This window comes from Arthrobacter bambusae (assembly GCF_030812595.1).
Lineage (GTDB): Bacteria > Actinomycetota > Actinomycetes > Actinomycetales > Micrococcaceae > Arthrobacter > Arthrobacter bambusae_B.
In genome coordinates, this window is the sequence record NZ_JAUSSZ010000005.1 from 232,958 (window position 1) to 257,162 (window position 24,205).

A 24,205-nucleotide genomic window follows, 5' to 3' on the forward strand; every position below is an offset into this window, starting at 1 on the left:
ATGAGCACTGAGATTCAAACCCCACGCAGTGGAAGAAACAGCAGCGGAAAATACAGCAGCGGAAAAATTGCTCCGCAGTACCGTCGCGGCACCGGTTCAAAAGGGAACTTCGAGATGTTCGCGTGGCTCTTCATGCGGCTCTCCGGCGTCGTCCTCGTGGTCCTGATCTTCGGCCACCTCTTTGTGAACCTCATGGTGGGCGAGGGCATCCACGGCATTGACTTCGGCTTCGTCGCCGGCAAGTGGGCTGACCCGTTCTGGCAGTTCTGGGACCTGGCGATGCTGTGGCTCGCCATGCTGCACGGCACCAACGGTGTCCGCACCATCATCAACGACTACGCCGAGAAAGACGCCACGCGCCTCTGGCTCAAAGTGGTCCTCTACGCGGCTACAGTCGTCATCGTCGTTCTTGGCACACTGGTGATCTTCACGTTCAACCCATGCCCTGTCGTCAACGGCGTTCAGCTGCCGGGCGGGTTCTGCCCGGCGCCGTAGCAGCTCCGCTGCACCACCGGCTTCGTCCGGCTGTGCACAACACGCGGAGCAGGCTCCGCCAACCATCTGACTTAGAGAGAAAGAGCATCTGGTATGCAGGTCCATAAGTACGACGTCGTTATTGTCGGTGCCGGCGGCGCCGGCATGCGCGCCGCGATCGAATCCGGCCAGCGCGCACGCACCGCAGTACTGACCAAGCTCTACCCCACCCGTTCCCACACGGGCGCGGCCCAGGGCGGCATGTGCGCCGCCCTGGCCAACGTCGAAGAGGACAACTGGGAGTGGCACACATTCGACACCGTCAAGGGCGGCGACTACCTGGTTGACCAGGATGCAGCCGAAGTCATGGCGAAGGAAGCCATCGACGCAGTGCTGGACCTGGAAAAGATGGGCCTGCCGTTCAACCGCACGCCCGAAGGCCGCATCGACCAGCGCCGCTTCGGTGGCCACACCCGTGACCACGGCAAGGCTCCCGTCCGCCGCGCCTGCTACGCAGCAGACCGCACGGGCCACATGATCCTGCAGACTTTGTACCAAAACTGCGTCAAGCACAACGTTGAGTTCTACAACGAGTACTACGTCCTGGACCTGCTGACCGTCGAGGAAGACGCCGTCCGCGAAGACGGAACGCCGTACAAGCAGAAGCGTGTGGCCGGCGTCGTCTCCTACGACCTCGCCTCCGGCGAATTGCACGTCTTCCAGGCGAAGTCCGTGGTGTTCGCCTCGGGCGGCGCAGGCAAGGTCTTCAAGACCACCTCCAACGCCCACACCCTCACCGGTGATGGCATGGGCATCGCTTTCCGCCGGGGAATCCCGTTGGAGGACATGGAGTTCTTCCAGTTCCACCCGACCGGTCTCGCTGGCTTGGGCATCCTCCTCTCGGAAGCTGCCCGCGGCGAGGGCGCGATCCTTCGTAACTCCGAGGGTGAGCGCTTCATGGAACGCTACGCTCCCACCATCAAGGACCTCGCGCCCCGCGACATTGTGGCCCGTTCCATGGCAAACGAAGTCCGTGAGGGACGCGGCTGCGGCCCGAACAAGGACTACGTCCTCCTTGACCTCACGCACCTTGAGCCGGCACACATCGACGCGAAGCTTCCGGACATCACCGAATTCGCGCGCACCTACCTCGGTGTCGAGCCGTACACGGAGCCGGTTCCGGTGTTCCCGACGGCGCACTACGCCATGGGCGGCATCCCGACCAACATCACCACCGAGGTCCTGCAGGACAACGACACGATCGTGCCGGGACTGTACGCAGCCGGCGAAGTCGCTTGCGTTTCCGTGCACGGCTCCAACCGTCTGGGTACCAACTCGCTGCTGGACATCAACGTCTTCGGCAAGCGTGCAGGCATTGCCGCGGCCGAATACGCCAAGACGGCTGACTTCGTGGAGCTTCCGGAAGATCCGGAGGCATACACGATGGATTTGCTGAACCACGTCCGCACCTCCGATGGCGGCGAGAGGGTTGCAGCGATCCGCAAGGAACTGCAGGACACCATGGATGCCAACATGCAGGTGTTCCGTACTGCTGACACCCTGAACCAGGTGCTCGCGGACATCGCATCCCTCGAAGAGCGCTACCAGCGCATCACCGTCCAGGACAAGGGAAAGCGCTTCAACCTTGACTTGCTCGAAGCGGTGGAACTGGGCTTCCTGCTGGAACTGGCCAAGGTCATGACAGTTGCTGCCCTGCACCGCGAGGAGTCCCGTGGAGGCCACTTCCGCGAAGACTTCCCGGAGCGCGACGACGAAAATTTCATGAAGCACTCCATGGCGTATAAGGATGAGCACGCCCCAGCGGACGGGTCTGCGGAAGCAATCGCCGGCATCCGACTCGGCACCAAGCCTGTTGCCTTTACGCGCTACGAGCCGATGGTGAGGAAGTACTAAGATGTCTGCTGAACTTGCTGAGCCAGCATCCAAGATCGAGTTGCCCGCGCACATTGGTGGAGGCGGGGAAATTCCCACCTTCAACATCACCCTGCGGGTGCGGCGCTACAACCCGGAGGTCTCGGAAGAGCCCGTATGGGAAGACCACCAGCTGACGATGTACGGGACCGACCGGGTGCTGGACGCCTTGCACAAGATCAAGTGGGAGATCGACGGCTCGCTGTCCTTCCGCCGTTCCTGTGCACACGGCGTTTGTGGCTCCGACGCCATGCGCATCAATGGCCGTAACCGCCTCGCGTGCAAGACCCTGCTGAAGGACCTGGACACCGCCAAGCCCATCACCGTTGAACCGATCAAGGGCCTCCCTGTGGAGAAGGACCTGATCGTGGACATGGAGCCGTTCTTCCAGTCCTTCCGCGAGGTCATGCCGTTCCTGATCAACAAGGGCCACGAGCCCACCAAGGAACGCCTGCAGTCGGTTGAGGACCGTGAACGGTTCGACGACACGACCAAGTGCATCCTGTGCGCTGCGTGCACCTCGTCCTGCCCTGTGTTCTGGACCGACGGCCAGTACTTCGGCCCGGCCGCGATTGTGAACGCGCACCGCTTCATCTTCGACTCCCGCGACGATGCCGGCGACATGCGCCTGGAGATCCTCAACGACAAGGAAGGCGTGTGGCGCTGCCGCACCACCTTCAACTGCTCCGAGGCTTGCCCGCGTGGCATCCAGGTGACGCAGGCTATCGCCGAGGTCAAGCAGGCCATCCTGGCACGCAAGATCTAGTTCCTGAATCTAAAGTACGACGACGGCGCCGCCCACCGCTCTGGTGAGGGGCGCCGTCGTCGTTGTCCAAGAACTATTCATGAAGAGCCAGCAACCCGCAAACGAAAGGCGGACAGGTGTCCAAATCCATGAAGATCAGCTTCGAAGGCAGCACCGGAGATCTCCTGGCGGGGATCGTGGACGTGCCTGAGGGCCCGGTCCGGGGCTGGGGCGTGTTTTCCCATGGTTTGACCCTCGGGAAGGACAGTCCCTCTGCCTCGCGTATCTGCAAGGGCTTGGCGGACCTTGGCGTCGGTATGCTTCGCTTCGACAACCTTGGGCTGGGCGACTCCGCCGGCGAATGGTCCGCCGGATCGTTCAGCGTCAAAGTGGCGGACACCATCCGCGCCGCCGAGTTCATGCGTGCGGATGACAAGAAAATCTCCCTGCTGGTGGGCCATTCGTTCGGCGGAGCGGCTGTCCTGGCGGCTGCCCTTGGCCTTCCCGAGGTACGGGCTGTTGCGACGGTGGGCGCCCCGTTCGAACCCAAGCACGTGGAGCACATGTTCGACGCCGAGGTAAGCACGATCCTCAGTGAAGGCAGCGCAGAGGTCAATCTGGGCGGCAGGCGGATGGAGGTTCGCCGCCACTTTGTGGAAGACGTGGAGCGGGCAGACCTGAGGGACTGCATCCGTACCTTGCACAGGCCCCTCATGGTGCTGCACTCCCCTACCGACAACACTGTGGGCATCGACAACGCAAGCGAGATCTTCCAAACGGCACGTCACCCGCGCAGCTTCGTTGCGATCGAAGGCAGCGACCACCTGTTGACGGGCAAGGGTCAGGCCGCCCGCGTTGCCGGGATCATTGCAGCCTGGGCCGGGCAGTACCTCGGCGACTAGCAAGTGGCGGAGCCAAAGCCAGCTGCCTGGCAGTGGGGCGCCGCGTGCCCTCAAGAACCTTTAGCGTGGAAACGTACGGGGCAAAGGGTGCCGTGAACCCAGGGCGGGCTTGCGGTGCTCCTGCGCGCCGGTGTCCGCTTCCCTGATGGCCGACCAAGCCGCGGAGATCAAATAGACCTGGCTGACCAGGTTGAACCAGATGAGAAGCCCGATAATGATGGCAAATGAGGCCAGGATCGGATTCCGTCCGGCATTCGCCAGCAATTCGGTGCTGAAGATCTGCAGGATGGTGTTCCCGACACCGGCCAGCACCGTTCCTTCCAGGAACGCCCGGCGGCGAAGTTTCAGGCGGGCTGCAAAGCGGAACATGATGACCGCCGTCGCCCAATTGAGGACTAGTGGAACGGCCGTGCGAACGAGCCAGGTGACGGGGCCGCCCACGGCATCGGCCAAGCCGAGCTGTTCGATGATCCATCCGGCCGCCGTCCCGAACACCAGCGAAACACCGGCGCTGACCACCAGGGCTGCGCCGAGCAGCAGGAGGGTGCCGGCGTCACGGGCTTTCATCAGCAGCGGATTCTCCTGCACAGGCGCCAGTCCCATGACTCCGCGAAGACCCGCCCGAATTCCGCCGATCCAGCCGAGCGCGGTGAATACCGTGACGACGGCGGCTATGGCAGCCGTCCAGCCAAGGCCTGTGGGATTCAAGAGATCATGGGGATCCACCAGTCCGTTGCCGCCGTTGGTCTTCAGTAGTCCCGGGGCCGCCGTGGCGACGCTGGAAATAATTGAATCAACCAGTCGGGGCTGCCCGTTGAGGACCAAACCGGTCACGGCGAATCCCGTTGCCAACAGGCCTGTGACGGAGAAGAACATGGTGAAGCCAATGCCCGCACTCAACAGCGGACCAAGGCGCAGGTTGTAGAGGTTAAAGGCGCGCATGGGCCGGAAGTTGCTCAGCCGGGCGAGGGCCAGGTTGATGAACGCCGGTAGCTTGGCGCCTCTGTTGCCTGAGCGCCGGGCCTTACCCCATTCGACCTGCCGGTGAATGAGCTGCAGCTTCAGCTGCGCCCCTTCAGTCGGCAGTGGTGGCCTGTCCGCCTGCTGCCGATCGTTGTTCTGTGCCATTGCGTGGTTGGTCTGCGTCGCCGCCAAAGTCGAGCTCTTCCCGTAGCTGCCAAATGCCGTTGTCATCGTGCTCGTAAAGTCCCATGCTAACCACGGGGAAGCTGGCGGTGTAGTTCCTGAGCACCGTTTCGGCCTCGTCCAGGCTTTCCGGGGCGACGTCGTGGGCTACGGTCACGTGCGGGTGGTACGGAAAGGGAAGATCACGCTCCAGCGGGCCGGTCTGCAGCTGTTCGTGCAGGCCCACGCACTCTTCGAATCCGTCTTCGACCTTCAGGAACACCACCGGGGAAATCGGCCGGAACGAGCCCGTGCCGGAAATCGTGATCTTGAAGGGTGCCTGGCGACGGGCGACGTCGCGAACATGCTCGCGGGTGGTTTCCCAGTCCTGGGCAGGCGTAGTGGTAACCAGCGTGATGTGGGCCGGAATCACCTCCGCCATGGGATCGCCGAAGGAAGCTCGCCATTTCTGTAGTTCCTGGGCGACATCCCGCGGAAACCCCAGGATGACCCCCACGCACAGGCTGTCCCCGCACGCGCCGCCAGAGTGGTTCGCACTAGTGTCCAAGCGGGCATCAGTGGCCTGGTCGGCTCCCCTTGACGGGGAGCCGGCCTGGACGCTGAGCTTGCCGGCTGCGCACATGGTCTTAGCGGGTTCCTTGGGTTCGGCCGTAAGGCAGGAAGCCCACCTTGGCATAGACATCGGCCAGCGTGGCCGAAGCGATCTCGCGGGCCTTGTCCGCACCGAGGGCCAGGAGCCGGTCGAGCTCGGCAGGATCGGCCAGCAACTCGTTGGCGCGGTCCCGGATCGGCCCGAGATGGGCCGCGACGAGTTCAGCGAGATCGACCTTAAGGTGGCCGTACATCTTGCCTTCGTAGTCCGCCACGATCTTCTCCACCGGCTTACCGCTGATGGACGAGTAGATGCTCAGCAGGTTGGACACCCCGGGCTTGGCTTCGCGGTCGAAGCGGATCTCCGTCTCGGTGTCCGTGACCGCCGACTTGATGCGTTTGGCTGTGACCTTCGGGTCATCGAGCAGGTTGATCAGCCCCGCGGGCGACTCCGCGGACTTGGACATCTTGGCCGTGGGGTTTTGGAGATCGTAGATCTTGGCCGTTTCCTTCTGGATGAAGGCCTGCGGCACCTGGAACGTCTCGCCGTAACGGCTGTTGAAGCGCTGGGCGAGGTCGCGGCTGAGCTCAATGTGCTGCCGCTGGTCCTCGCCCACGGGGACCCCATGCGGCTGGTACAGCAGGATGTCGGCAGCCTGCAGGATCGGGTACGTGAAGAGTCCGACGCTCGCGTGGTCCGAACCGTGTTGCAGGGACTTGTCCTTGAACTGGATCATGCGCGAGGCCTCACCGAAGCCTGTGATGCAGCCGAGGACCCATGCCAGCTGGGCGTGTTCAGGGACTTGGGACTGCACGAACAGCGTGCACTTGTTGACGTCTACGCCGCCGGCGATGTACTGGGCAGCGGTGACGCGCGTGCGGCGGGCCAACTCGGCGGGATCCTGCGGCACCGTAATGGCATGCAGGTCCGGGATGAAGAAGATGGCGTCATACTCGTCCTGCATGCGGACCCAGTTGACCAGGGCACCGAGGTAGTTGCCCAGGTGGAGGGAATCAGCGGAGGGCTGCATGCCGGAAAGGACCCGGTGCTTGGCTCCGGCGGCCAATTTGGTGGATGTAGCCGGGGCTGCTGCTGCAGCGGTTTCAGTCGTGATGGAACTGGTCATGAGGAAACTTTCGAAAGCCTAGAGCTGGTAGTCGACTACCAGCGGTGCGTGGTCGGAGAAACGGGTGTCCCACGACGGCGCCCGGTCAACGACGGCCGAAAGTGCGGCTGCCGCGAGTCCGGGTGTGGCCATGTGGTAGTCGATGCGCCAGCCTGTGTCGGTGTCAAAGGCCTTACCGCGCTGGGACCACCAGGTGTAGGGGCCATCGACATTTCCTGCCAGGCCCCTGTGGACATCCCTCCATCCGATCTCGTCGCCGAAGAAGCGGTCGAAGTACGCTCGCTCCTCAGGAAGGAACCCTGCACGCTTGGTGTTGCCCTTCCAATTCTTGATGTCGAGCTCTGTGTGGCCCACGTTGAGGTCGCCGACCACGAGGGCATGATCGCTGTGCTTGGCAAGTTCCGGAAGCCTCGTGCTCATGACATCGAGGAAGCGGTACTTGTCCACCTGCTTGGGTGTGTCCACTTCGCCGGAGTGCACGTAAGCGCTGACGACGGTCAGGGTGGTGTCCTTGCCGCCGCCGTCGCGAACGACGTAGTCTGCCTCGACCCAGCGTCCGGTGGTGGCAAAGTAGTCGTCGCCGATACCTACGCGGGTGGCAACGGGCTCCTGCCGGGAGGCAATCGCAACGCCGGCACGGCCCTTTGCTTCGGCCTCGGCGTGGAGGATGTGCCAGCCTTCGCCTATGAGCTGGTGGACCACCTCATCGGGCGCGCGGACTTCCTGCATGCACAGGATGTCGACGTCGCGCGGTTCCAGCCACTCCGCCATGCCCTTCTTGTAGGCGGCGCGAATGCCGTTGACGTTGACCGTTGCGATGCGAAGGAAGTCCTTCTTCAATGCCGAGCTCACCCGCCTACTCTAGTCGATGATGGTGCCCGAGACGGGCTCGTCGCCCCCGGCGGACTTGATCATGTCCCGGGCATTGCTTGCCGTGATGGCGATGGTCTCCAGGGCGCGATTGATGGTGTCCTGATCGGCGGCGTCGCCCTTCGCGCGTTCGTCCTCCACCACTCGCACCTGCACCTGGACAATCTTGAAGGAGTGGTCCAGCTTGAGGTCCCGGATTTCATCCGTTTCGCTGCGTTCAGCGACCACGCGGGTGCCCCCGTGGTCCGCGGCCGACGACGACGGTGCCCGGCCGGTTGCCGCGTTGAACGCGTTCTGGGCTTCGGTAAGTTTTTCACCCGCTCGTTTGGCGGCCTTCTGGATGCTGAAGACCACGAAAGCGGCGAGCGCCAGCCAGCCGAAGGAGACAACAGCAACGACCCAGCCGACGACGTCGTTATGGTTCGCGGCGAAGATCACGGCCACCAGGAAGGCGATGAGCACCACAGTCATGCCCAGTCCACCGATGCGGAAGCCCTTGAATGGGCTCTTGGCGGAAGCGGACGAGGGAGCAGATGACGGGGAGTCGCCGAGGGATCGCATGCACCCATTGTCGCAAACTCCGCGCGACGAACCGTTCGCTTCCACCCCCGGCGAACAGCCCGCGCCGCTATTTCAGGAAGAGCTTGCGCAACCTCCCGGTAGTGAGCATGATGCCGAGGGCGATCATCACGAGGTAGTAAGCAACATGCACTGCCGTGGCCGGGCTGAAGGAACCAATGCTGATCTGCCGGAGGAGTTCCACGCCGTGCCAAAGCGGCATCGCCTGGATGAGCCACTGGATGTATTGCGGATACACGCTCAGCGGGTAGAAGGTGGCGCTGAAAAGGAACATCGGCAGCATGAAGAAGTTGATCCAGTCCATCTGTTGGAACGTCTTCATGAAGCTTGTGATACCCATGCCGATGCTGGCGAAGCCAAAAGCGATCACCACGGATGCCGGGATGACCAGGATGGCCCATGGCGTGGTGATGAGTCCCATGACGGCCATGACGGCCGTGAACCCCGTGGCGTACAGGAGTCCGCGCAGCAGGGCTAGGAAGATCTCCCCAATGGCTACGTCCAGTGGCCCTAGGGAGGTGTAGAGCATTCCCTGGTACAGCTTGGCGAAGTTCATCTTGAAGAAGACGTTCCAGGTGGAGTCGTAGATGGCGCCGTTCATGGCGGACACGGCCAGGAGCGCGGGCGCGATGTACGCCGCATAGCTGATTTCCTGGCCGCCCGGTCCCGCCACGTTACCCACGATGGGCCCCAGTCCCACGCCCATGGAGACCAGGTAAAGGACCGGCTCGAAGAATCCTGAAACCAGGATCAACCAGGTGCTGCTTTTCGCCGCCATGAGTCCCCGCGACACAACAGCAAGCGCGTTGCGCGAGTACAGCGGGCCAAAGGTGCGTTCACGGGCGGCGTCGGTGGCGCTGCGGGGGCCTGTCTGGCCTTCAGCCAGCGCACTCATGCCCCCATCCTCCTGACGAACTGCCTGCGCGTCAGCGTCCAGCCCGCAGCGGCGGCGCCCACGAGGAACACGATGTGGGCCAGGGTCAACACGGGATTCTCCTCGAGTCCGTAGGTGAGGACGCGGCCCAGTTGCGTACCGTGCCACACCGGCGAGATCCAACCGATCCAGCGCACTCCGAGGGGCAGCGAATCCAGCGGGAAGAAGGTGCCCGAAAACAGGAACAGCGGCACCACGATAAAGCGCTGCACCAGCGCAAACTGGCCCGAGTCTTTGGTGATGGTCGAGGAATAGGCCATGAGCGGCAGCCCGAAGGACAGCCCGGCCACTGTCGCAACGATTGCCGACACCCAGCCCCACGGACTCGGCGAGGCGCCGAACATGGCCACGATGGCGAAGTAGACCAGCGATTGGACCAGGAACTTCAAGGCACTTGCCATGATGTGGCCCGCGGCGATCTGCCGCGGTACCAGCGGTGAGGCGTGCGGACCATAGAACACGCGGCGCCACTTGAAGCCGTCCATGATCGGGTAGGAAAAGTCCCCCGACGCCGTCATGACTGCGGACGAGACCAGCAGTGCGGGCGCTATGAAGGTCAAGTAGTTCACCCCACCAAACACCGAGCCGCCGTGCGCATCCACCAGGCTCGCCAGCCCGATGCCCATGGCGAACAGATACGCCACCGGCTGCCCTACGCTGTACAGGAAGACGGACCAACCGTACCCGCGCATCACCCGCAGCACCTGCTCGGCGTAGAAGAAGGATCCCCAGCGCTTCGCCCGACTGGCTGAAACGGCCGGCGGGTGGGCGCTAGTCAACGAGGCTCCGTCCGGTCAGCCGGAGGAAGACGTCCTCCAGCGAAGAACGCCGCACCAGGGATGTCAGCGGACGAAGCCTGCGTGCAGAGACTTGTTCCAAGGCCGATTCGCCGTCGTGCGCGTAGATGAGTACCCGGTCCGGAAGGGTCTCGACGCGTTCGCCGATGCCCTCGAGTTCGGCGCCGATGGTGGCGTTGCGTTCCGATCCGAAGCGCAGTTCCAGGACCTCGCGTGTGGAATATTCGCGGATCAGGCTGGCCGGCGAGCCTTCGGCCATGATCCGGCCCTTGTCCACCACGATCAGCCGGTCGCAAAGCTGTTCGGCCTCGTCCATGTAGTGCGTGGTGAGGATCAGCGTGACACCTTGTTCCTTGAGCCTGAACAGGCGGTCCCAAAGGATGTGGCGGGCCTGCGGGTCCAGTCCCGTAGTGGGCTCGTCCAGGAGCAGGACCTTGGGTTCGTTGATCAGGGAGCGGGCAATCGTGAGGCGCCGTTTCATGCCGCCCGAGAGGGCATCGACCCTGGACTTGGCTTTGTCTGTCAGCTGCGCGAACTCAAGCAACTCGTCGGCCTTCGGGCGCAAGTAGCTCAAGGGCAAGCCGAAGTAGCGGCCATAGACGATCAGGTTTTCGCGGACTTTCAGTTCTTCGTCCAGGTTGTCCTGTTGCGGCACCACTCCGAGGTGCGCCCGCACTTCCGGCCCGTGGGTTTCGGGGTCCAGGCCCATGATGCTGAGCTTCCCGGATGTGCGCTGGGAGACTCCGCCGATCATCTTCATGGTGGTCGATTTGCCCGCGCCGTTGGGGCCAAGCAGGCCGAAGGACTCCCCTGCCGGGACCTCGAAGGAGATCCCGTCGACGGCGGTGAGCTCGCCGTAGCTCTTGGTGAGGTTTTCGGCGGTGATGACTGGGGGTGGGTTCATCTGGAAGCTGGCTGACGTGGAGAGAGAGCGGGTGGCTTCATTGTGCACCCCAGCAGACTAGTAGAGCCAAGGAATACGTGAAAGAGCTATTCCGCAATTCTCTGGAATAACTGGGCTGGGTGACATTCTGCTGGATCATCCAACGCATCAGGCCCTGGAACCCGTGCGGTTCCAAGGCCTGGTGGTTTGGCGAGGCGAATGATCCAGCAGAATCTGCCGGTTCCTCAGTTCGTCGGATGTGCGCGCAGCACTTCCAGGCGTTGGCGGTACTCGGTTTCGTCGATTTCGCCACGTGCGTAGCGCTCCCTCAGCACGCTTTCGGCGCCCTGGGTTGCTGCCCAGTAGTGGTTCCGGCGCCACATGCGGCGTCCGAAGAAGATGAAGAAGCCGATCACGAGGATCCAGAACAACGGGATCAGGAGGAAAAACGGCCAGAAGACAAACCCTCCCGGCCCATGAACGACGTCGGCGGGCAGCTGGGCGGCCGCGGCGCCAATGGAGGTGCTCAATGAAGTCAACATGTCCAGTCCAAACTCTCAACAGGCCGTATCTCGGCTCTGGTTCCAGTCTGGTTTTCGGCCCGTGGAAACGCGTCGGCCACCGGGAGTCACTTGCGGCCGGCCGCTTACTCCCCCGGGAGACTGTCCGGCACGATCAGCTGCTCCAGCCCGGCCGGACAAGTCCGGATTCATAGGCCAGCACCACAAGCTGAACCCGGTCCCGGACCATGAGCTTGGTCATGATGCGCGAGACGTGGGTCTTCGCCGTCAACGGAGTAATGAACAGCCGCTCGGCAATCTCTGCGTTGTTCAGGCCCTCCCCCACCAGTGCCAGGACTTCCCGTTCCCGTTCCGTGATTTGGTCCAAGGCAATCGGCTGGCTGGCCGCTTTGCTGTGCAGGGCGAGCTGGGCCATGATGCGGCGGGTCACGGACGGCGAAAGAAGCGCGTCGCCGTCGTGAACCACCCGCACCGCGCGGATCAGTTCCTCCGGTTCCGTGTCCTTGACGAGGAAGCCCGCGGCACCCGCGCGCACGGCTTCGGCGATGTATTCGTCCAGCTCAAAGGTGGTGAGGATGATGATGCGGGTGTGGGCGAGGCCAGGGTTGGCCAGGATCTGCCGGGTTGCGGCCAGTCCGTCGCCATCAGGCATGCGGATGTCCATCAGGACGACGTCGGGCGCCTCACGCTCGGCCAGCCTGACCGCATCCCGGCCGGTACCCGCTTCGGCAACGACTTCCATGTCCGGTTCGGCGTCCAGGAGCGCTCGGAATCCGGCCCGGATAAGGTTCTGGTCGTCGGCTAGCAGCAAGCGGATCATGCGTGGTGTCCTCCTGGGCCGGCATTCAACGGGAGGCTCGCTTCCACGCGCAGGCCGGGTGAGAGTGCCGTCAGGCCAAGCTTGCCGCCGAGTGCCTCGACGCGCTCCCGCATCCCCCTCAGCCCGTTCCCGGCGGGCATTCCCCGGAGGCCGCCGCCGTCGTCGTCGATTCTCACTTTCAAGGCGTTCCCCGCCATTTCCAGGAGTACGACGGCGGACACCGCGCCTGAGTGCCTGCGGACGTTGCTCAACCCCTCCTGGACGATCCGGTAGGCGGCTTCCTGTTGTGCTGCGCCGACCAGTTCGGGGTCGACGGAATTTTCGAACCGCATCTGCAGGCCGCCACGCCGCGCGTCTTCCACGAGTTCCGGAATCCGCCCCAGACTTGGGGGCGCCGCGGGACTCAGCGGCGCATCGTCGCGCAATACTCCGAGGAGTTGACGGACCTCGGCCAAGGATTCCTTGCTCGCGGCCTTGATGGCCTCGAGCGCCGGACGGAGCTTTTCGGGGTCGTTGGTGCCCAAGTGGAGCGCCACCGAAGCCTGGACATTGATCATCGACAGCGAGTGGGCCACAACATCGTGGATATCACGGGCGAGCGTGAGCCGGTATTCGTCCCGTTCGGCCTGCTTCGCGGCCTCCCGCCGTCGCCGGTATTCGGCCATCCGCTCGGCCCGCCGTCGAAAGCCTTCACCGATGAGGACGAGGATCGCCGCCCAAGCAACGCCGGCAGAGGCCCGGACAAGCCCCGTCTCGTCCCCCGCGAGGACAGCCATCAGAACGACGGCGGCGGCGCAGATCCCGGCCCCGAGCCACGCCAGCCAGCGCAGCCCTGCGGCGGCGGTCAGGATGATCGAGAGAGCCAGGGACAGCACTATGGGACCCCAGGCGTAACCGCGGAGCAGGTAGATGGAGGTGGCCGCGATGGTGACCGGCAACATGACGGCGGGCCTGCGGGACCGGAAGGCCAAAGCCGCGGGGCCCGCCAGCAGCAGCATGAACGCGAGCGGGTCGAGGGCGCGCGGGGCCGTCTGATGGCTCGCCGAGAAGATGGTCCCGAGGACCTGGATCAGGGCCACCGCGATCACGATGAAACTCGTGGGAGGACCCTGGAAACGCCGCTGCATGCTCCGAGCCTAGCCGCGGAGGGCATCGGCGTCGTCGGGTTAACGATGTAGGGCGCCTACTCCCGCGGGAGTAGGCGCCCTACACGCAAAACCCTAGGCGATGCCCGCTTGGCGTTCCGCGGCTTCCACCACATTGGTCATGAGTAGTGCAACTGTCATCGGGCCAACTCCACCGGGGTTGGGAGAAATCCAGCCGGCCACCTCGGCAGCCGCTGGGTCGACGTCTCCGTGGACCGTGCTCTTGCCTGTTTCCGGATCGGTCTCCCGGGTGACCCCGACGTCGAGTACGGCGGCGCCTGGCTTGACGTCCGCGGCCTTGACGATGTGCTTCACGCCGGCGGCCCCCACGATGACGTCCGCCTGCCGCAGCAACTCCGAAAGGTTCTTTGTGCCGGTGTGTGTGAGCGTCACGGTCGCGTTGACTGCCCGTCGGGTAAGAAGCAGGCCGATGGAGCGGCCAATGGTGACTCCGCGTCCCACCACGACTACGTGCTTGCCCGCGAGGCTGTAGCCGTTGCGCACAAGCAGCTCGATGACACCGCGCGGTGTGCACGGCAGCGGCGAAGTAATCTCCCGGTTGACGTTGAGCACAAGGCGGCCCAAGTTCGTGGGGTGAAGCCCGTCCGCGTCCTTGGCAGGATCGATCCGCTCAAGGATCGCATCGGTGTCAAGGTGCTTGGGCAGCGGCAACTGGACGATATAGCCGTGGCACGAAGGATCGGCGTTGAGTTCGTCAATGAGCGCCTCTACCTCGGCCTGCGTGGCATCCGCAGGCAGCTCACGCTGGATCGAGTTCATCCCGATTTCCCGTGACTGCTTGTGCTTCATGGACACGTACAGCTGTGACGCCGGATCCGCTCCGACCAGTACCGTTGCGATCCCCGGCGTGATTCCGCGAGCCTTGAGGGCCGCCACGCGCTCTTTCAGCTCAGCCTTGATCTCCGCCGCAGCAGCCCTACCGTCGAGAAGCTGGGCACTCTTGGCCATCCCTGCTTCCGTCATGCTTACCACTGCTCGTGCTGCGGGTACAGCGGGAAGTCGGCGGCGAGCTTGTCGACCCGGGCCTGCAAGGCTTCGACATCGGTAGCCGATCCGGACTTCAGCGCAGAAGCGATGATCTCGGCAACCTCGGTGAATTCGGTGGCACCGAAGCCGCGGGTAGCCAATGCCGGGGTACCGATGCGCAGGCCGGAGGTGACCATCGGCGGGCGGGGGTCGAACGGAACGGCGTTGCGGTTGACGGTGATGCCCACGGAGTGCAGGAGGTCTTCGGCCTGCTGGCCGTCCAGCTGCGAGTTGCGCAGGTCCACGAGGACCAGGTGGACGTCGGTGCCGCCGGTCAGCACGGAGACACCAGCTTCAGCGACATCGGCCTGGTTGAGGCGGTCGGCGATGATCTTGGCGCCTTCGAGGACGCGCTCCTGGCGCTCCTTGAATTCCTCGCCGGCAGCGATCTTGAAAGCAACGGCCTTGGCCGCGATCACGTGCATGAGCGGGCCGCCCTGCTGGCCCGGGAACACGTTGGAGTTGAGCTTCTTCGCCCACTCCTGCTTGGCCAGGATCACGCCGGAACGCGGACCGGAAAGCGTCTTGTGCACCGTGGAGGTGACGACGTCGGAGTGCGGCACCGGGCTCGGGTGCAGGCCTGCTGCGACGAGGCCCGCGAAATGGGCCATGTCCGTCCAGAGGAGCGCGCCAACCTCGTCGGCGATGGAGCGGAAGGCTGCAAAGTCGAGGTGGCGCGGGTAAGCGGACCAGCCGGCGATGATTACCTGGGGCTTCTCGGCAATGGCCTGTTCGCGGAGCTTGTCCATGTCCACGCGGAAGTTGTCTTCTTCGACCTGGTAGGCAGCGACGTTGTAGAGCTTCCCGGAGAAGTTGAGCTTCATGCCGTGGGTCAGGTGGCCACCGTGAGCCAGGGAAAGGCCCAGGATCTTGTCACCGGGGGTGATCATGGCGGACAGGGCCGCGGCGTTGGCCTGCGCACCCGAGTGCGGCTGGACGTTGGCGTACTCGGCACCGAAGAGAGCCTTCACGCGGTCAATGGCCAGCTGCTCTGCGACGTCGACGTATTCACAGCCGCCGTAGTAGCGGCGGCCGGGGTAGCCTTCGGCGTACTTGTTGGTCAGGACAGAACCCTGGGCCTCCATGACGGCGCGGGGCGCAAAGTTCTCGGAAGCGATCATTTCCAGGGTGCCGCGCTGGCGGCCGAGTTCCTGTTCCAGAACGGCGGCGATCTCGGGGTCGAGTTCGGCAAGCGGCTGGTTGCTGATGGTCGCGGAGTTAACGGTGGTGGTGGTCACGAAGGTCTCCTGGATAGGCAACGGGTATTTCTACAGGTCAGGCTACCGGCTGGGTTTTTTCCATGCCTTTGATTACGGGGCATGGCACAGCGAGGGTAAGACGTGACCCTCGGCCCAGGCGTACGATCCGTGGTCTTCAAAATGCCGCTCCCTGGTGGTACACCACCCAACGCCAGTCGCGACGACTTAAACAGTACAACAGGTGGGCAACGGTAGGCTTGATCGTGTGACTGACTCCACCCTGCCTACGTCTTTTGTTGTGACCCTGTCTTGCCCGGACCGGCCTGGAATTGTGTACGCCGTTGCGGGCGCCTTGTTGGAGGCCGGCTGCAATATCGCCGATTCCCAGCAATACGGCAGCCCCAGCACGGGAAACTTCTTCATGCGGGTGGAAGCCACGACGAGCTCGACCCAGGCGGAGCTTTCTTCGGCGCTGGCGCCGGTGGCCGAAGAATTCGGCATGAAGTGGCAGATCAATCCGGTGGGCCAAAAGGTCCGGACCCTGATCCTGGGTTCGAAGGACGCACACTGCCTCAACGATCTGCTCTTCCAGCAGCGCTCCGGAACCCTCCCCATCGAGGTTCCGGCCATCGTCTCCAACCACCGCGACCTCGAAAGCCTGGCGGAGTTCTATGGGATCCCCTTCCACCACATCCCGGTCACTCCCGACACCAAGCCACAGGCCGAGGCCAAGCTGCTCGAACTCATCCACGAGCACGGCATCGAACTGACCGTCCTTGCGCGTTACATGCAGGTCCTCTCCAACGAGCTCTGCACCGAGCTCAACGGCAAGGCCATCAACATCCATCACTCCTTCCTGCCGTCCTTCAAGGGCGCCAAGCCCTACCACCAGGCGCATGCGCGGGGCGTGAAGATCATCGGAGCCACCGCCCACTACGTCACGGCGGACCTCGACGAGGGCCCGATCATCGAGCAGGAAGTCATCCGGGTGGACCACGCCCGCACAGCCGAGCAATTCGTGCAGATGGGCCGCGATGTCGAGGGCCGCACGCTGGCCCAGGCCGTGCAGTGGCATGCCGAGCACCGCGTCCTGCTCGATGGCACCCGGACCGTAGTGTTCAACTAGGCTCCGTTCTAGGCTGGGTCCATGGAGGGCATTCCCATGACCTCGCATCGGATCGACTGCCGTGATTGGTTCATCCGCCTGCTCAAGGCGGAGCACCGCCATTCGCTGTTCGAACTGGGCTGCGGCACAGGAATCGAAGGCCGGGAGTTCGTCAGGGCGGGCCTGCATTACACGGGCGTGGACCTTTCCGAGGAAAGCATCCACCTCGCCCGTGCCAAGGGACTGGACGCCAGCGTCGCCAGCGGCCTCTCGTTGCCCTTCGCGGACGGCACGTTCCCGGCCGCGTGGACCATGAGCACGCTCCTGCACGTCCCCAACACGGCAATCCACGACGTCGTGAGCGAACTCGTGCGGGTCACTGCACCCGGTGCGCCAATCGCCGTCGGGCTCTGGTCAGGTGAGGATGAAGAGGTCCTCAACCCCGAGGACCTGGACGAACCGCGGCGTTTCTTCAGCCGGCGCAGCGACGAAACGGTCCGGCGCGTCTTCGGCGACCATGGAACGGTGGAGCATTTCCAGACGTGGCCCGAGGGCACCGGAGCAGAATCCGGACCCGGAGCCGGGAACTGGACCCAGCATTACCAGTTCCTGGTGCTCCGGACTCCTTGAGCAGGCCGTGTGGGCCCTAAGCTTGCCCCATGGCTCCCATCTACACTTTTGCCGGGGACACCCCGGTCATCCATGACTCCGCGTTCGTGGCACCCACGGCTTCCATCATCGGCAAGGCCACCCTCGGCGAGGACTCCAGCGCTTTCTATGGCGTGTCCGTCCGGGCAGACACCGCTGCCATCAGCGTCGGCGCCGGCTCGAACCTGCAGGACAACGTGGTCCTGCACGCCGATCCCGGCTTCCCCTGCACCGTCGGCGAACGGGTCAGCGTCGGGCACAGCGCCGTCGTCCATGGCTGCACGGTGGAGGACGACTGCCTCATCGGCATGAGCGCCACCATCCTGAACGGCGCCGTCATCGGCACGGGCTCGCTCGTTGCGGCCGGCGCGGTCGTGCTCGAGGGAACCGTCATCCCGCCGCGATCCCTGGTTGCCGGGGTGCCCGCCAAAGTGCGCCGCGAACTGAGCGAAGAAGAGCTCGACGGCGTGAAGCACAACGCGGCGCACTACAAGGAACTCGCCGCGGCGCACAGGGAAATGCACGCCGCGGCGTAGCCCTCAGCGGAAGTTAGTCCAGGCTGATCGGTCCGAGCTCGTCCAACAGCTCGCCGGGACCCGGGTTGCCAGCCACGGATGAACCGCCGAGGTGGTTCACGACGCCCCAGACGGCGTTCAGGCCCGTGGTGACGGCGCCTTCCGCCCAGCCCGCGGTGAACGAGACGTCGTCGCCGGCCAGGAAGATACCCCGCTGGCTCTCGGGCAGCTTGTCCTGCTTGAAGTGCGTGAACAGCCGCTGCTGGTAGCGGTAGTGCCCCGGCAGGTTGGCCTTGAAGGCACCCATGAAGTTGGGGTCGGCCTCCCAGGAAACGGTAATGGGCTGCCCCACAATGTGGCTCGCGATGTCCACGCCCGGGTAAATCTGCTCGAGCGAGTGCAGCATGAGCTTGACGCGTTCTTCGGCGCTGAGCGAGAGCCACTTCAAGGCGTCGTCGTTCCACGTGTAGGAAAGCAGGATGACTGCGGGCTTGTCCGGGCCGTCGTCGAGCAGGTAGGTGGCCCGGTTGAGCCGGTCGGTCAGCGTCATGGACAGCACTTCGCGGCCCGTTTCGGGGTCGATGTCCTTCCAGAATGGCCGGTCAACCATGACGAAGGTCTTAGACGACTGCATGTAGTGCGAGCGCTCGATCGCTGTCCACAATTCGGCGGGGAAGAGCGATTCCTCGGTGTGGATGCGCGTGGACAACAGCCACGACTGGCACGTGGTCACAACGGCCGGGTAGCCGGTTTCCCGGCCCCACCGCTCGCGCACCATGAGGTCTCCGTTGCTGCCGCGTTCAATGCGGTCCACGGCTCCGCGCGGGGAGCCGGAGTGCAACGATGCCAGTGACGTGCCTTCGGGCCAGTGCGCAATGCCCGACGGCGCGTGGTGCCAGAGTGCCTCGGGGAGACGCTGCGCTCCCCCGCTGATGAGCCGGTGCTGGTCATCGGCATCGGTGTAGACGACGCGCAGGATCTCGAGGATGGAGTTGGGGAAGTCAGTGTCCCAACCGCCGGTGCCGAAACCGACTTGCCCGAAGGCTTCCCGGTGCGCGAAGCCTGCCTCTTTGAAGGCGTTGCTCGCGGCGATGAAACCATAGAACGTCTGCTCGTCCATGAGCGGGAGAAGCTCGTTCCACAGTTCTTTGATGCGGGCGGTGTCCCGGGCCCGGATGGCCGTCTGCATTTCCTGGAACGCGGCGCCGTCATTGACGGCGGCCTTCCACGCGGCGGCAACCTCGTGGAAGAAGTCCGGCAGGTCCGCCGAGGTGGCGGCGTAGTGCTTCTTCCCTGCCAGCTCGATCACGGTACTCGATGTTGCGGGCGCGAGCGGGTTGGGGAAGTCCTGGGTGTCCAGTCCCAGGAGATCCACGTAGTGGTAGAAAGCCTTGCCTGATACCGGGAACCGCATGCCGCCAAGGTCGGCAACCACTCCGGGGGCGGAAGGGAAGCTCGCTGTGCGGAGCCGTCCGCCGATCTGGTCGGCCTCGTAGACCACGGGGCGGAGCCCGAGCTTCATAAGTTCGTAGGCCGTGACGAGTCCGGAGAGGCCGGCACCGATCACGGCGACTTCAGTCCCGTAGAGTTCCGGCGGAACGACCGCCAAGCCATCCGGATGCGCCAGATAGTGGTCGTAGCTGAACGGGAAATCCGGGTTCAGCATGGTGATGGGAGCCTCGGCCGGCGTTGCTTTGCGGGTGCCCGGTTCGGGGGCCTGTGCCGCGGGCAATTCGGTGGCGATGGTCATGAAAGTTCTGCCTTCACAGTTTCCGGGTCCGAGACCCTTGCGGATAGTTCACGGTATTCCTGATCGCTCAGGGCCGCCACCTTGGAGTTGCGGCGTCCGTAGCCGAAGTAGAGGGCGATGCCCACGAGCATCCAGCCGCCGAACACTACCCAGGTGTCGGCACCGAGGTTTGCCATGAGGTAGGCGCACATCAGGGTGCCCAGGACGGGGGTGATCGGGTAGAGCGGGACGCGGAAGCTGCGCTTGAGTTCCGGGCGGTTGCGCCGCAGGTAGATGACGGCGACGTTGACCAGTGCGAACGCGAAGAGGGTGCCGATGCTGGTGGCGTCTGCGAGCGCGCCGAGCGGCACAAGTCCCGCGGTGAGTGCGACGGCGGTGCCCACGATCAGCGTTCCGGCCACGGGGGTGCCGGTCCGGCGGGAGACGCGGCCGAAGACCTGCGGGACGAGCCCGTCACGGGACATGGAGAGCAGGATGCGGGTCTGGCCATAGAGCACGGTCAGGACGATGCTGGCGATGGCGAGCACGGCCCCCACCGAGAACACGAGGGCGATCCAGGGCTGGTGGGTGGTTTCCTCGAGGATCTGCACCAGGGCAGCTTCAGTGCCGCCGAACCATTCCCAGGGACGGGCACCGATGGCGGCAACGGCCACCAGGACGTAGAGGCTGGTGACGATCACCATGGAAAGGAGGATGGCCCGGGGCAGGTCGCGCTTGGGGTTGCGGGCTTCCTCGCCGGCGGTCGAGGCAGCGTCGAATCCGATGTAGGAGAAGAAGACCCTGGATGCGGCAGCCGAGACACCCGCGGCGCCCATCGGCATGAGGGGTTCGAAGTTCCCGGCGTTGAAAGCGGTGAAGGCAACAGCGCAGAAGAACAGCAGGATGACCACCTTGACGGCGACAATCGCGGTGTTGATCCAGGCGCTCTCCTTCGCACCACGCACCAGCAGGATCATGGCGAGGACCACGATCACCATCGCCGGAACATTGACCACCCCGCCACTGCCCGGCGGCTGGGACATGGCGTCCGGCAGTACCTGTCCGAATGCGGCGAGGGTTTCATTCACGTACTGGCCCGCGCCTACGGCCACGGCAGCAACGGACACCGCGTATTCGAGGACGAGGCACGAACCGCAGATCCAGGCCATTCCCTCGCCCATCGTGGCGTAGGAGTAGGAGTAGCTCGAACCGGCTACGGGCACCAGGCCCGCCATTTCGGCGTAGGACACAGCGGACAGCAATGCCGCAAGTCCCGCCACCACGAAGGAAATCCAGACCGCGGGTCCTGCCAGTGGCACGGACTCGCCCAGGATCACCAGGATGCCGGTGCCCAGAGTGGCACCGACGCTGATCATGGTCAGCTGGAGGACGCCGAAGCTGCGGACGAGCGGCGTTCCGCCGTGGCTGCTTCCGGCTTCGCTGACCATTTGCCCGATGGGCTTGCGGCGCAGGAGTTGCGCACCGAGGCCCGGGCGGCGGGCGGCGTTGCCGGAACCCGTATCTGTGTCGTGCGTTGGATTGGTCTGGGTGGAGGTAGGCACAGTCACCGTTGACGTCCCTTCAGAGTAGTTTGCGGTTTCCCGTGTCCACCGTAAGCCTGTGAGCCAGCTCTCATGGAGGTGCAAAATAACCTATAGTGATCAACCATGAGACGTATTGCACAATCAGAAACGGCGCCGGAAGCGGCGCTGTCCGGACAGGTCAGCGTTGATTTGTCTGCGATTTCAGACAACATCAAAGCACTGAAAAAGCGCACTGCCGCGCCGCACTTCATGGCCGTGGTCAAGGGGAACGGCTACGGCCACGGGCTCGTCGAGGTTGCCCGCACGGCTTTGGCGGCAGGGGCGGATTGGCTGGGAACGGCCCAATTGAGCGAAGCCATCGCCTTGCGCCGGGCCGGCATCACCGTGCCGGTCCTGTCGTGGCTTTATCTGGCATCCCAGACCAGCGCGACTATCCGGGAGGCACTGGAGTACGACGTCGATGTTTCGCTTGGGAGCATCGGTCAACTTGAGGTCCTGGCCGGGATCGCAAGGCAACTGGGGCGCCCCGCTGTCGTGCATTTGGAGCTCGACAGCGGCCTCAGCCGCGGCGGCGCGCGGAAGGAAGACTGGCCCGATCTCGTGGCCCAGGCACGCAAGGCGGAGAAGGACGGCACGGTTCTGGTCCGCGGCATCTGGACCCACCTGGCCTGGGCCGATGTCCCCGCCCATCCCGGTAACGCCGCAGCCGTGGCGGAGTTCGAAGACGCCGTCCGCGAAGCCCGTGCCGCCGGGCTGGACCCGCAGCTGCGGCATGTTTCGAGTTCGGCCAACATTCTGGACCGGCCCGAATTCCACTTCGACATGGTCCGCGCCGGCCTGGCCATCTACGGCTTGGCCCCCGCCGACCACCTCGATCCTGCCGACTTCGGACTGCGCCCGGCCTTGAGCGTCACCGCACCGCTCGTCATGGTCAAAAAAGTCCCAGCGGGGACTGGAGTCAGCTACGAACACCAGGCCATCACCCACGAGCCCCGCTACCTCGGACTCATCCCGCTCGGCTATGCCGACGGCATCCCGAAGGGCATCAGCGGCCGGAGCCTGGTCCAGATCGCTGGGCGGAAAGTCCCCGTGATCGGCAAGGTATGCATGGACCAATTCATGGTGGACCTCGGCCCGGATGCGGCTGGAATCGAGGTGGGTGACACTGCCGTCCTGTTCGGCGATCCGGCGGGAGGGGCTGCCAGCGCCGACGACTGGGGTGCTGCCATCGGAAGCCATGGTGATGAGATCATCAACCGCATCGCGCCGAGGCTGCCCCGCGGATATGAGTCCGGCGCATACGAGTGCCCCGATTACCAGGAGGCAGCGAGCGATGCCTCTTGAGCCGAGCCCCGGCCGCCTGAGCTTCGTCACGCTTGAGCAGTTCCTGAAGCAGCTGCCGCCCGAGTTGGAGATACTCCACGACGGCGGCAGCGGCGCGGAGCTGCTGCGCTGGGTTGAACCCAGCGAATTGGACGACCCTACCCCCTACCTGCCGGAAGGGGAGTTCCTGCTCACCGCGGGACTCCCTTTCCTGGGGGAGGGCGGGTCCAGGGAAAACGTCGATGCGTACGTGAAACGCCTGGTCGGGGCCAAGGTGGCCGCGTTGGGGTTCGGGATCAGGCCGTATTTCGACGCCGTCCCGGCCGAGCTGCTCAAGGCGTGCCGCCGGCATCAGCTCACCTTGATTGAAATCCCGGAGTCCATTCCGTTTGCCGCGATCGGGCTGGAGTTCTCCCAGCTCCTGGAATCCGATAACGCGAAGGTCTTCCGCCAGCTTGCGGACACCAACAGGCAACTCATGCGGGCTGTCCTCTCCCCCAGGCCTGAACACGAGCTGCTCGCGGCTTTGGTCCAGAAGGTCCCCGTCTGGGCGCTTCTCGTCGGAGCGGACGGGCGGGTACGGGCGCGCGCCCACGCAGCCGGAGGCAGCACCGGCGTCGAGCATTCACTCTTGGAGCCCATGCTGGAACGGCTTCTTTCGGGCAGTGGGCCCAGGGTTGAAATGGACGGCTTTGAGCAGCCGGGGTCCGAGATGGTTTTCGGCCACCCGCTCCGGAGCACCAAAGACGCAAACTTGGGCGCCCTGATCCTGGGCTCGGACGGCGCGCTGACTCCCGCCCAGAACAGCGTGGTGCAGTCCGTCGTGGGGCTGCTGGAGCTGCTCGTTCGCCAGCGGACCAGCGGCTCGCTCGCACCCAGCCAATTGGCGACGGCGCTGCTGCTGCACCCTGAAAGCCTTGCCACCGGCGGGACCCGGCATGTCAACGGGCTCAAGGACCTCCTCGCTCAAAGCCTGTCCTCCACCCGGTCCGCTCCCCTGCGCGTGGTCCAAGGCATCAAGGTGGACTCCCCCGAATGGCCCGCGGGCGACAGCCCCGTGCGTGAGCTACTGCAATGGCGGCGCCTCTTCGACACCAAATTGGTGGAAATCACCGATTACGGATTCGCTGCGATCACCCGTTTGAAGGTGGACGACGCGCTCCTGGCTGACGTTGAAAAGCTGGGCTGGCGGCTCGTCATCGGGGATCCCACCGAACTGACAGGCCTCGCCGCAGCGCACCAGAGGGTGACGTCGCTCCGAAGCCGGGTGCAATCCAGTGGACGAAGTGCCCGCGTCGACGAGGTCACCTGGTCCGTCACCGGCCTCCTGGGGCGCGAAGCCGGCTCCATGCTGGCCGCGAGGCTCCTTGAACCGGTGCTTTCGTTGGAAGCCGACAAGCGCGATCCCCTTTTGGCAGTCCTCCGGGGATGGCTGAGCGAAAACGGCAGCTGGGACGCCTCAGCGAAGCTGCTGGGGTTGCACCGGAACAGCGTGCGCCGGCAAATCGGCGTCTTGGCCGAGCTGCTCGACACCGACCTGAACCAGGCCCAAGTGCGCGCCGAGCTCTGGATCGCGCTGCAGTACACGGACGGTTTGGTGGGCGGAGGGGACGCTTAGTCGCGCGCCGC

General features: G+C 64.4%; 24 protein-coding genes and 1 riboswitch. Of the genes, 9 read left to right on the plus strand and 15 right to left on the minus strand.

Annotated features, from left to right (window positions below; all coding sequences use genetic code 11):
• The 4 genes from J2S96_RS09415 (at position 1) to J2S96_RS09430 (ending at position 4,053) form a co-directional block, all read left to right on the plus strand.
• Positions 1-495 (plus strand): succinate dehydrogenase hydrophobic membrane anchor subunit, encoded by a 495-nt coding sequence (locus tag J2S96_RS09415; protein ID WP_306862200.1) that lies wholly within the window; start codon positions 1-3, stop codon positions 493-495.
• A 93-nt stretch (positions 496-588) separates the two neighbouring features.
• A complete protein-coding gene (gene sdhA, locus J2S96_RS09420) occupies positions 589-2,388 on the plus strand; it encodes a succinate dehydrogenase flavoprotein subunit (RefSeq protein ID WP_306862203.1) in 1,800 nt (599 codons plus the stop codon).
• A gap of 1 nt (position 2,389) precedes the next feature.
• A complete protein-coding gene (locus J2S96_RS09425) occupies positions 2,390-3,172 on the plus strand; it encodes a succinate dehydrogenase iron-sulfur subunit (protein ID WP_306862205.1) in 783 nt (260 codons plus the stop codon).
• A 116-nt stretch (positions 3,173-3,288) separates the two neighbouring features.
• On the plus strand, positions 3,289-4,053 hold the full coding sequence (locus J2S96_RS09430) for an alpha/beta hydrolase family protein (RefSeq protein WP_306862207.1): 765 nt from the start codon (positions 3,289-3,291) through the stop codon (positions 4,051-4,053).
• 60 nt (positions 4,054-4,113) lie between these two features.
• Here J2S96_RS09430 and J2S96_RS09435 read toward each other — a convergent pair whose 3' ends face one another.
• From J2S96_RS09435 to glyA, 13 genes are all read right to left on the minus strand, one after another.
• Positions 4,114-5,181 (minus strand): YihY/virulence factor BrkB family protein, encoded by a 1,068-nt coding sequence (locus J2S96_RS09435; RefSeq protein ID WP_306862209.1) that lies wholly within the window; start codon positions 5,179-5,181, stop codon positions 4,114-4,116.
• Positions 5,129-5,821 (minus strand): 2'-5' RNA ligase family protein, encoded by a 693-nt coding sequence (locus J2S96_RS09440; RefSeq protein ID WP_306862210.1) that lies wholly within the window; start codon positions 5,819-5,821, stop codon positions 5,129-5,131. The genes J2S96_RS09435 and J2S96_RS09440 overlap by 53 nt, the downstream gene beginning before the upstream one ends.
• 4 nt (positions 5,822-5,825) lie before the next feature.
• Positions 5,826-6,917 (minus strand): tryptophan--tRNA ligase, encoded by a 1,092-nt coding sequence (gene trpS / locus J2S96_RS09445; protein ID WP_306862213.1) that lies wholly within the window; start codon positions 6,915-6,917, stop codon positions 5,826-5,828.
• 18 nt (positions 6,918-6,935) lie between these two features.
• Complete coding sequence (locus J2S96_RS09450; protein WP_306862216.1) at positions 6,936-7,769, minus strand: exodeoxyribonuclease III; 834 nt, start codon at positions 7,767-7,769, stop codon at positions 6,936-6,938.
• A gap of 9 nt (positions 7,770-7,778) precedes the next feature.
• A complete protein-coding gene (locus J2S96_RS09455) occupies positions 7,779-8,348 on the minus strand; it encodes a hypothetical protein (protein ID WP_306862219.1) in 570 nt (189 codons plus the stop codon).
• Between the two features lie 67 nt (positions 8,349-8,415).
• Entirely contained in the window at positions 8,416-9,261 is an 846-nt protein-coding gene (locus tag J2S96_RS09460; RefSeq protein ID WP_306862221.1) for an ABC transporter permease, read from the minus strand.
• Positions 9,258-10,079, minus strand: coding sequence for an ABC transporter permease (locus J2S96_RS09465; RefSeq protein ID WP_306862224.1), 822 nt, complete (start codon positions 10,077-10,079; stop codon positions 9,258-9,260). Before J2S96_RS09465 ends, J2S96_RS09460 begins: the two co-directional genes overlap by 4 nt.
• Positions 10,072-11,001, minus strand: a complete 930-nt coding sequence (locus J2S96_RS09470; protein WP_306862307.1) for an ABC transporter ATP-binding protein — start codon at positions 10,999-11,001, stop codon at positions 10,072-10,074. The genes J2S96_RS09465 and J2S96_RS09470 overlap by 8 nt, the downstream gene beginning before the upstream one ends.
• A 224-nt stretch (positions 11,002-11,225) precedes the next feature.
• Entirely contained in the window at positions 11,226-11,522 is a 297-nt protein-coding gene (locus tag J2S96_RS09475) for an SHOCT domain-containing protein (RefSeq protein WP_306862225.1), read from the minus strand.
• A 133-nt stretch (positions 11,523-11,655) separates the two neighbouring features.
• Positions 11,656-12,321, minus strand: a complete 666-nt coding sequence (locus J2S96_RS09480; RefSeq protein ID WP_306862228.1) for a response regulator — start codon at positions 12,319-12,321, stop codon at positions 11,656-11,658.
• A complete protein-coding gene (locus J2S96_RS09485) occupies positions 12,318-13,448 on the minus strand; it encodes a sensor histidine kinase (RefSeq protein WP_306862230.1) in 1,131 nt (376 codons plus the stop codon). The genes J2S96_RS09480 and J2S96_RS09485 overlap by 4 nt, the downstream gene beginning before the upstream one ends.
• 93 nt (positions 13,449-13,541) lie before the next feature.
• Complete coding sequence (locus J2S96_RS09490; protein WP_370873061.1) at positions 13,542-14,450, minus strand: bifunctional methylenetetrahydrofolate dehydrogenase/methenyltetrahydrofolate cyclohydrolase; 909 nt, start codon at positions 14,448-14,450, stop codon at positions 13,542-13,544.
• A 2-nt stretch (positions 14,451-14,452) separates the two neighbouring features.
• The gene (gene glyA, locus J2S96_RS09495; RefSeq protein ID WP_306862233.1) at positions 14,453-15,751 is read right to left on the minus strand and encodes a serine hydroxymethyltransferase; all 1,299 of its coding nucleotides are present in this window, start codon (positions 15,749-15,751) and stop codon (positions 14,453-14,455) included.
• A 105-nt stretch (positions 15,752-15,856) separates the two neighbouring features.
• Positions 15,857-15,941: riboswitch (ZMP/ZTP riboswitch) on the minus strand.
• Positions 15,942-15,977: 36 nt separating this feature from the next.
• Between glyA and purU the strand changes: the two genes are divergently transcribed.
• From purU to J2S96_RS09510, 3 genes are read left to right on the plus strand one after another with little or no spacing between them, the layout of a single operon-like run.
• Positions 15,978-16,838 carry a formyltetrahydrofolate deformylase gene (purU, locus tag J2S96_RS09500; RefSeq protein WP_306862236.1) on the plus strand — a complete coding sequence of 287 codons (861 nt, stop codon included), beginning with the start codon at positions 15,978-15,980 and terminating at the stop codon, positions 16,836-16,838.
• Positions 16,839-16,859: 21 nt separating this feature from the next.
• Positions 16,860-17,447: a class I SAM-dependent methyltransferase gene (locus tag J2S96_RS09505; RefSeq protein ID WP_306862239.1), complete on the plus strand. Its 588-nt coding sequence runs from the start codon at positions 16,860-16,862 to the stop codon at positions 17,445-17,447.
• Positions 17,448-17,476: 29 nt separating this feature from the next.
• Positions 17,477-18,001 carry a gamma carbonic anhydrase family protein gene (locus J2S96_RS09510; RefSeq protein WP_306862241.1) on the plus strand — a complete coding sequence of 175 codons (525 nt, stop codon included), beginning with the start codon at positions 17,477-17,479 and terminating at the stop codon, positions 17,999-18,001.
• Between the two features lie 13 nt (positions 18,002-18,014).
• On the opposite strand, the gene J2S96_RS09515 is transcribed toward J2S96_RS09510, so the two are convergent.
• Positions 18,015-19,730, minus strand: coding sequence for a flavin monoamine oxidase family protein (locus tag J2S96_RS09515; RefSeq protein WP_306862244.1), 1,716 nt, complete (start codon positions 19,728-19,730; stop codon positions 18,015-18,017).
• Positions 19,727-21,157, minus strand: a complete 1,431-nt coding sequence (locus J2S96_RS09520; RefSeq protein ID WP_306862313.1) for an APC family permease — start codon at positions 21,155-21,157, stop codon at positions 19,727-19,729. Before J2S96_RS09520 ends, J2S96_RS09515 begins: the two co-directional genes overlap by 4 nt.
• Before the next feature lie 219 nt (positions 21,158-21,376).
• Here J2S96_RS09520 and alr point away from each other — a divergent pair, with 219 nt between their 5' ends.
• Positions 21,377-22,597: an alanine racemase gene (gene alr / locus J2S96_RS09525; protein WP_306862247.1), complete on the plus strand. Its 1,221-nt coding sequence runs from the start codon at positions 21,377-21,379 to the stop codon at positions 22,595-22,597.
• A complete protein-coding gene (locus tag J2S96_RS09530) occupies positions 22,587-24,194 on the plus strand; it encodes a PucR family transcriptional regulator (RefSeq protein ID WP_306862250.1) in 1,608 nt (535 codons plus the stop codon). Before alr ends, J2S96_RS09530 begins: the two co-directional genes overlap by 11 nt.
• The last annotated feature ends 11 nt before the right edge of the window (positions 24,195-24,205 follow it).

What these genes read in the sequence shown, in the direction of transcription:
- J2S96_RS09440 (WP_306862210.1), bottom strand. Translation starts at nt 5,821, where the DNA reads ATGTGCGCAGCCGGCAAGCTCAGCGTCCAGGCCGGCTCCCCGTCAAGG.
- J2S96_RS09435 (WP_306862209.1), bottom strand. Translation starts at nt 5,181, where the DNA reads ATGGCACAGAACAACGATCGGCAGCAGGCGGACAGGCCACCACTGCCG.
- J2S96_RS09475 (WP_306862225.1), bottom strand. Translation starts at nt 11,522, where the DNA reads ATGTTGACTTCATTGAGCACCTCCATTGGCGCCGCGGCCGCCCAGCTG.
- J2S96_RS09425 (WP_306862205.1), top strand. Translation starts at nt 2,390, where the DNA reads ATGTCTGCTGAACTTGCTGAGCCAGCATCCAAGATCGAGTTGCCCGCG.
- J2S96_RS09520 (WP_306862313.1), bottom strand. Translation starts at nt 21,157, where the DNA reads ATGGTCAGCGAAGCCGGAAGCAGCCACGGCGGAACGCCGCTCGTCCGC.
- alr (WP_306862247.1), top strand. Translation starts at nt 21,377, where the DNA reads ATGAGACGTATTGCACAATCAGAAACGGCGCCGGAAGCGGCGCTGTCC.
- trpS (WP_306862213.1), bottom strand. Translation starts at nt 6,917, where the DNA reads ATGACCAGTTCCATCACGACTGAAACCGCTGCAGCAGCAGCCCCGGCT.
- J2S96_RS09470 (WP_306862307.1), bottom strand. Translation starts at nt 11,001, where the DNA reads ATGAACCCACCCCCAGTCATCACCGCCGAAAACCTCACCAAGAGCTAC.
- sdhA (WP_306862203.1), top strand. Translation starts at nt 589, where the DNA reads ATGCAGGTCCATAAGTACGACGTCGTTATTGTCGGTGCCGGCGGCGCC.
- J2S96_RS09530 (WP_306862250.1), top strand. Translation starts at nt 22,587, where the DNA reads ATGCCTCTTGAGCCGAGCCCCGGCCGCCTGAGCTTCGTCACGCTTGAG.
- J2S96_RS09415 (WP_306862200.1), top strand. Translation starts at nt 1, where the DNA reads ATGAGCACTGAGATTCAAACCCCACGCAGTGGAAGAAACAGCAGCGGA.
- J2S96_RS09510 (WP_306862241.1), top strand. Translation starts at nt 17,477, where the DNA reads ATGGCTCCCATCTACACTTTTGCCGGGGACACCCCGGTCATCCATGAC.
- J2S96_RS09485 (WP_306862230.1), bottom strand. Translation starts at nt 13,448, where the DNA reads ATGCAGCGGCGTTTCCAGGGTCCTCCCACGAGTTTCATCGTGATCGCG.
- J2S96_RS09515 (WP_306862244.1), bottom strand. Translation starts at nt 19,730, where the DNA reads ATGACCATCGCCACCGAATTGCCCGCGGCACAGGCCCCCGAACCGGGC.
- J2S96_RS09480 (WP_306862228.1), bottom strand. Translation starts at nt 12,321, where the DNA reads ATGATCCGCTTGCTGCTAGCCGACGACCAGAACCTTATCCGGGCCGGA.
- J2S96_RS09455 (WP_306862219.1), bottom strand. Translation starts at nt 8,348, where the DNA reads ATGCGATCCCTCGGCGACTCCCCGTCATCTGCTCCCTCGTCCGCTTCC.
- J2S96_RS09505 (WP_306862239.1), top strand. Translation starts at nt 16,860, where the DNA reads ATGGAGGGCATTCCCATGACCTCGCATCGGATCGACTGCCGTGATTGG.
- J2S96_RS09490 (WP_370873061.1), bottom strand. Translation starts at nt 14,450, where the DNA reads ATGACGGAAGCAGGGATGGCCAAGAGTGCCCAGCTTCTCGACGGTAGG.
- J2S96_RS09460 (WP_306862221.1), bottom strand. Translation starts at nt 9,261, where the DNA reads ATGAGTGCGCTGGCTGAAGGCCAGACAGGCCCCCGCAGCGCCACCGAC.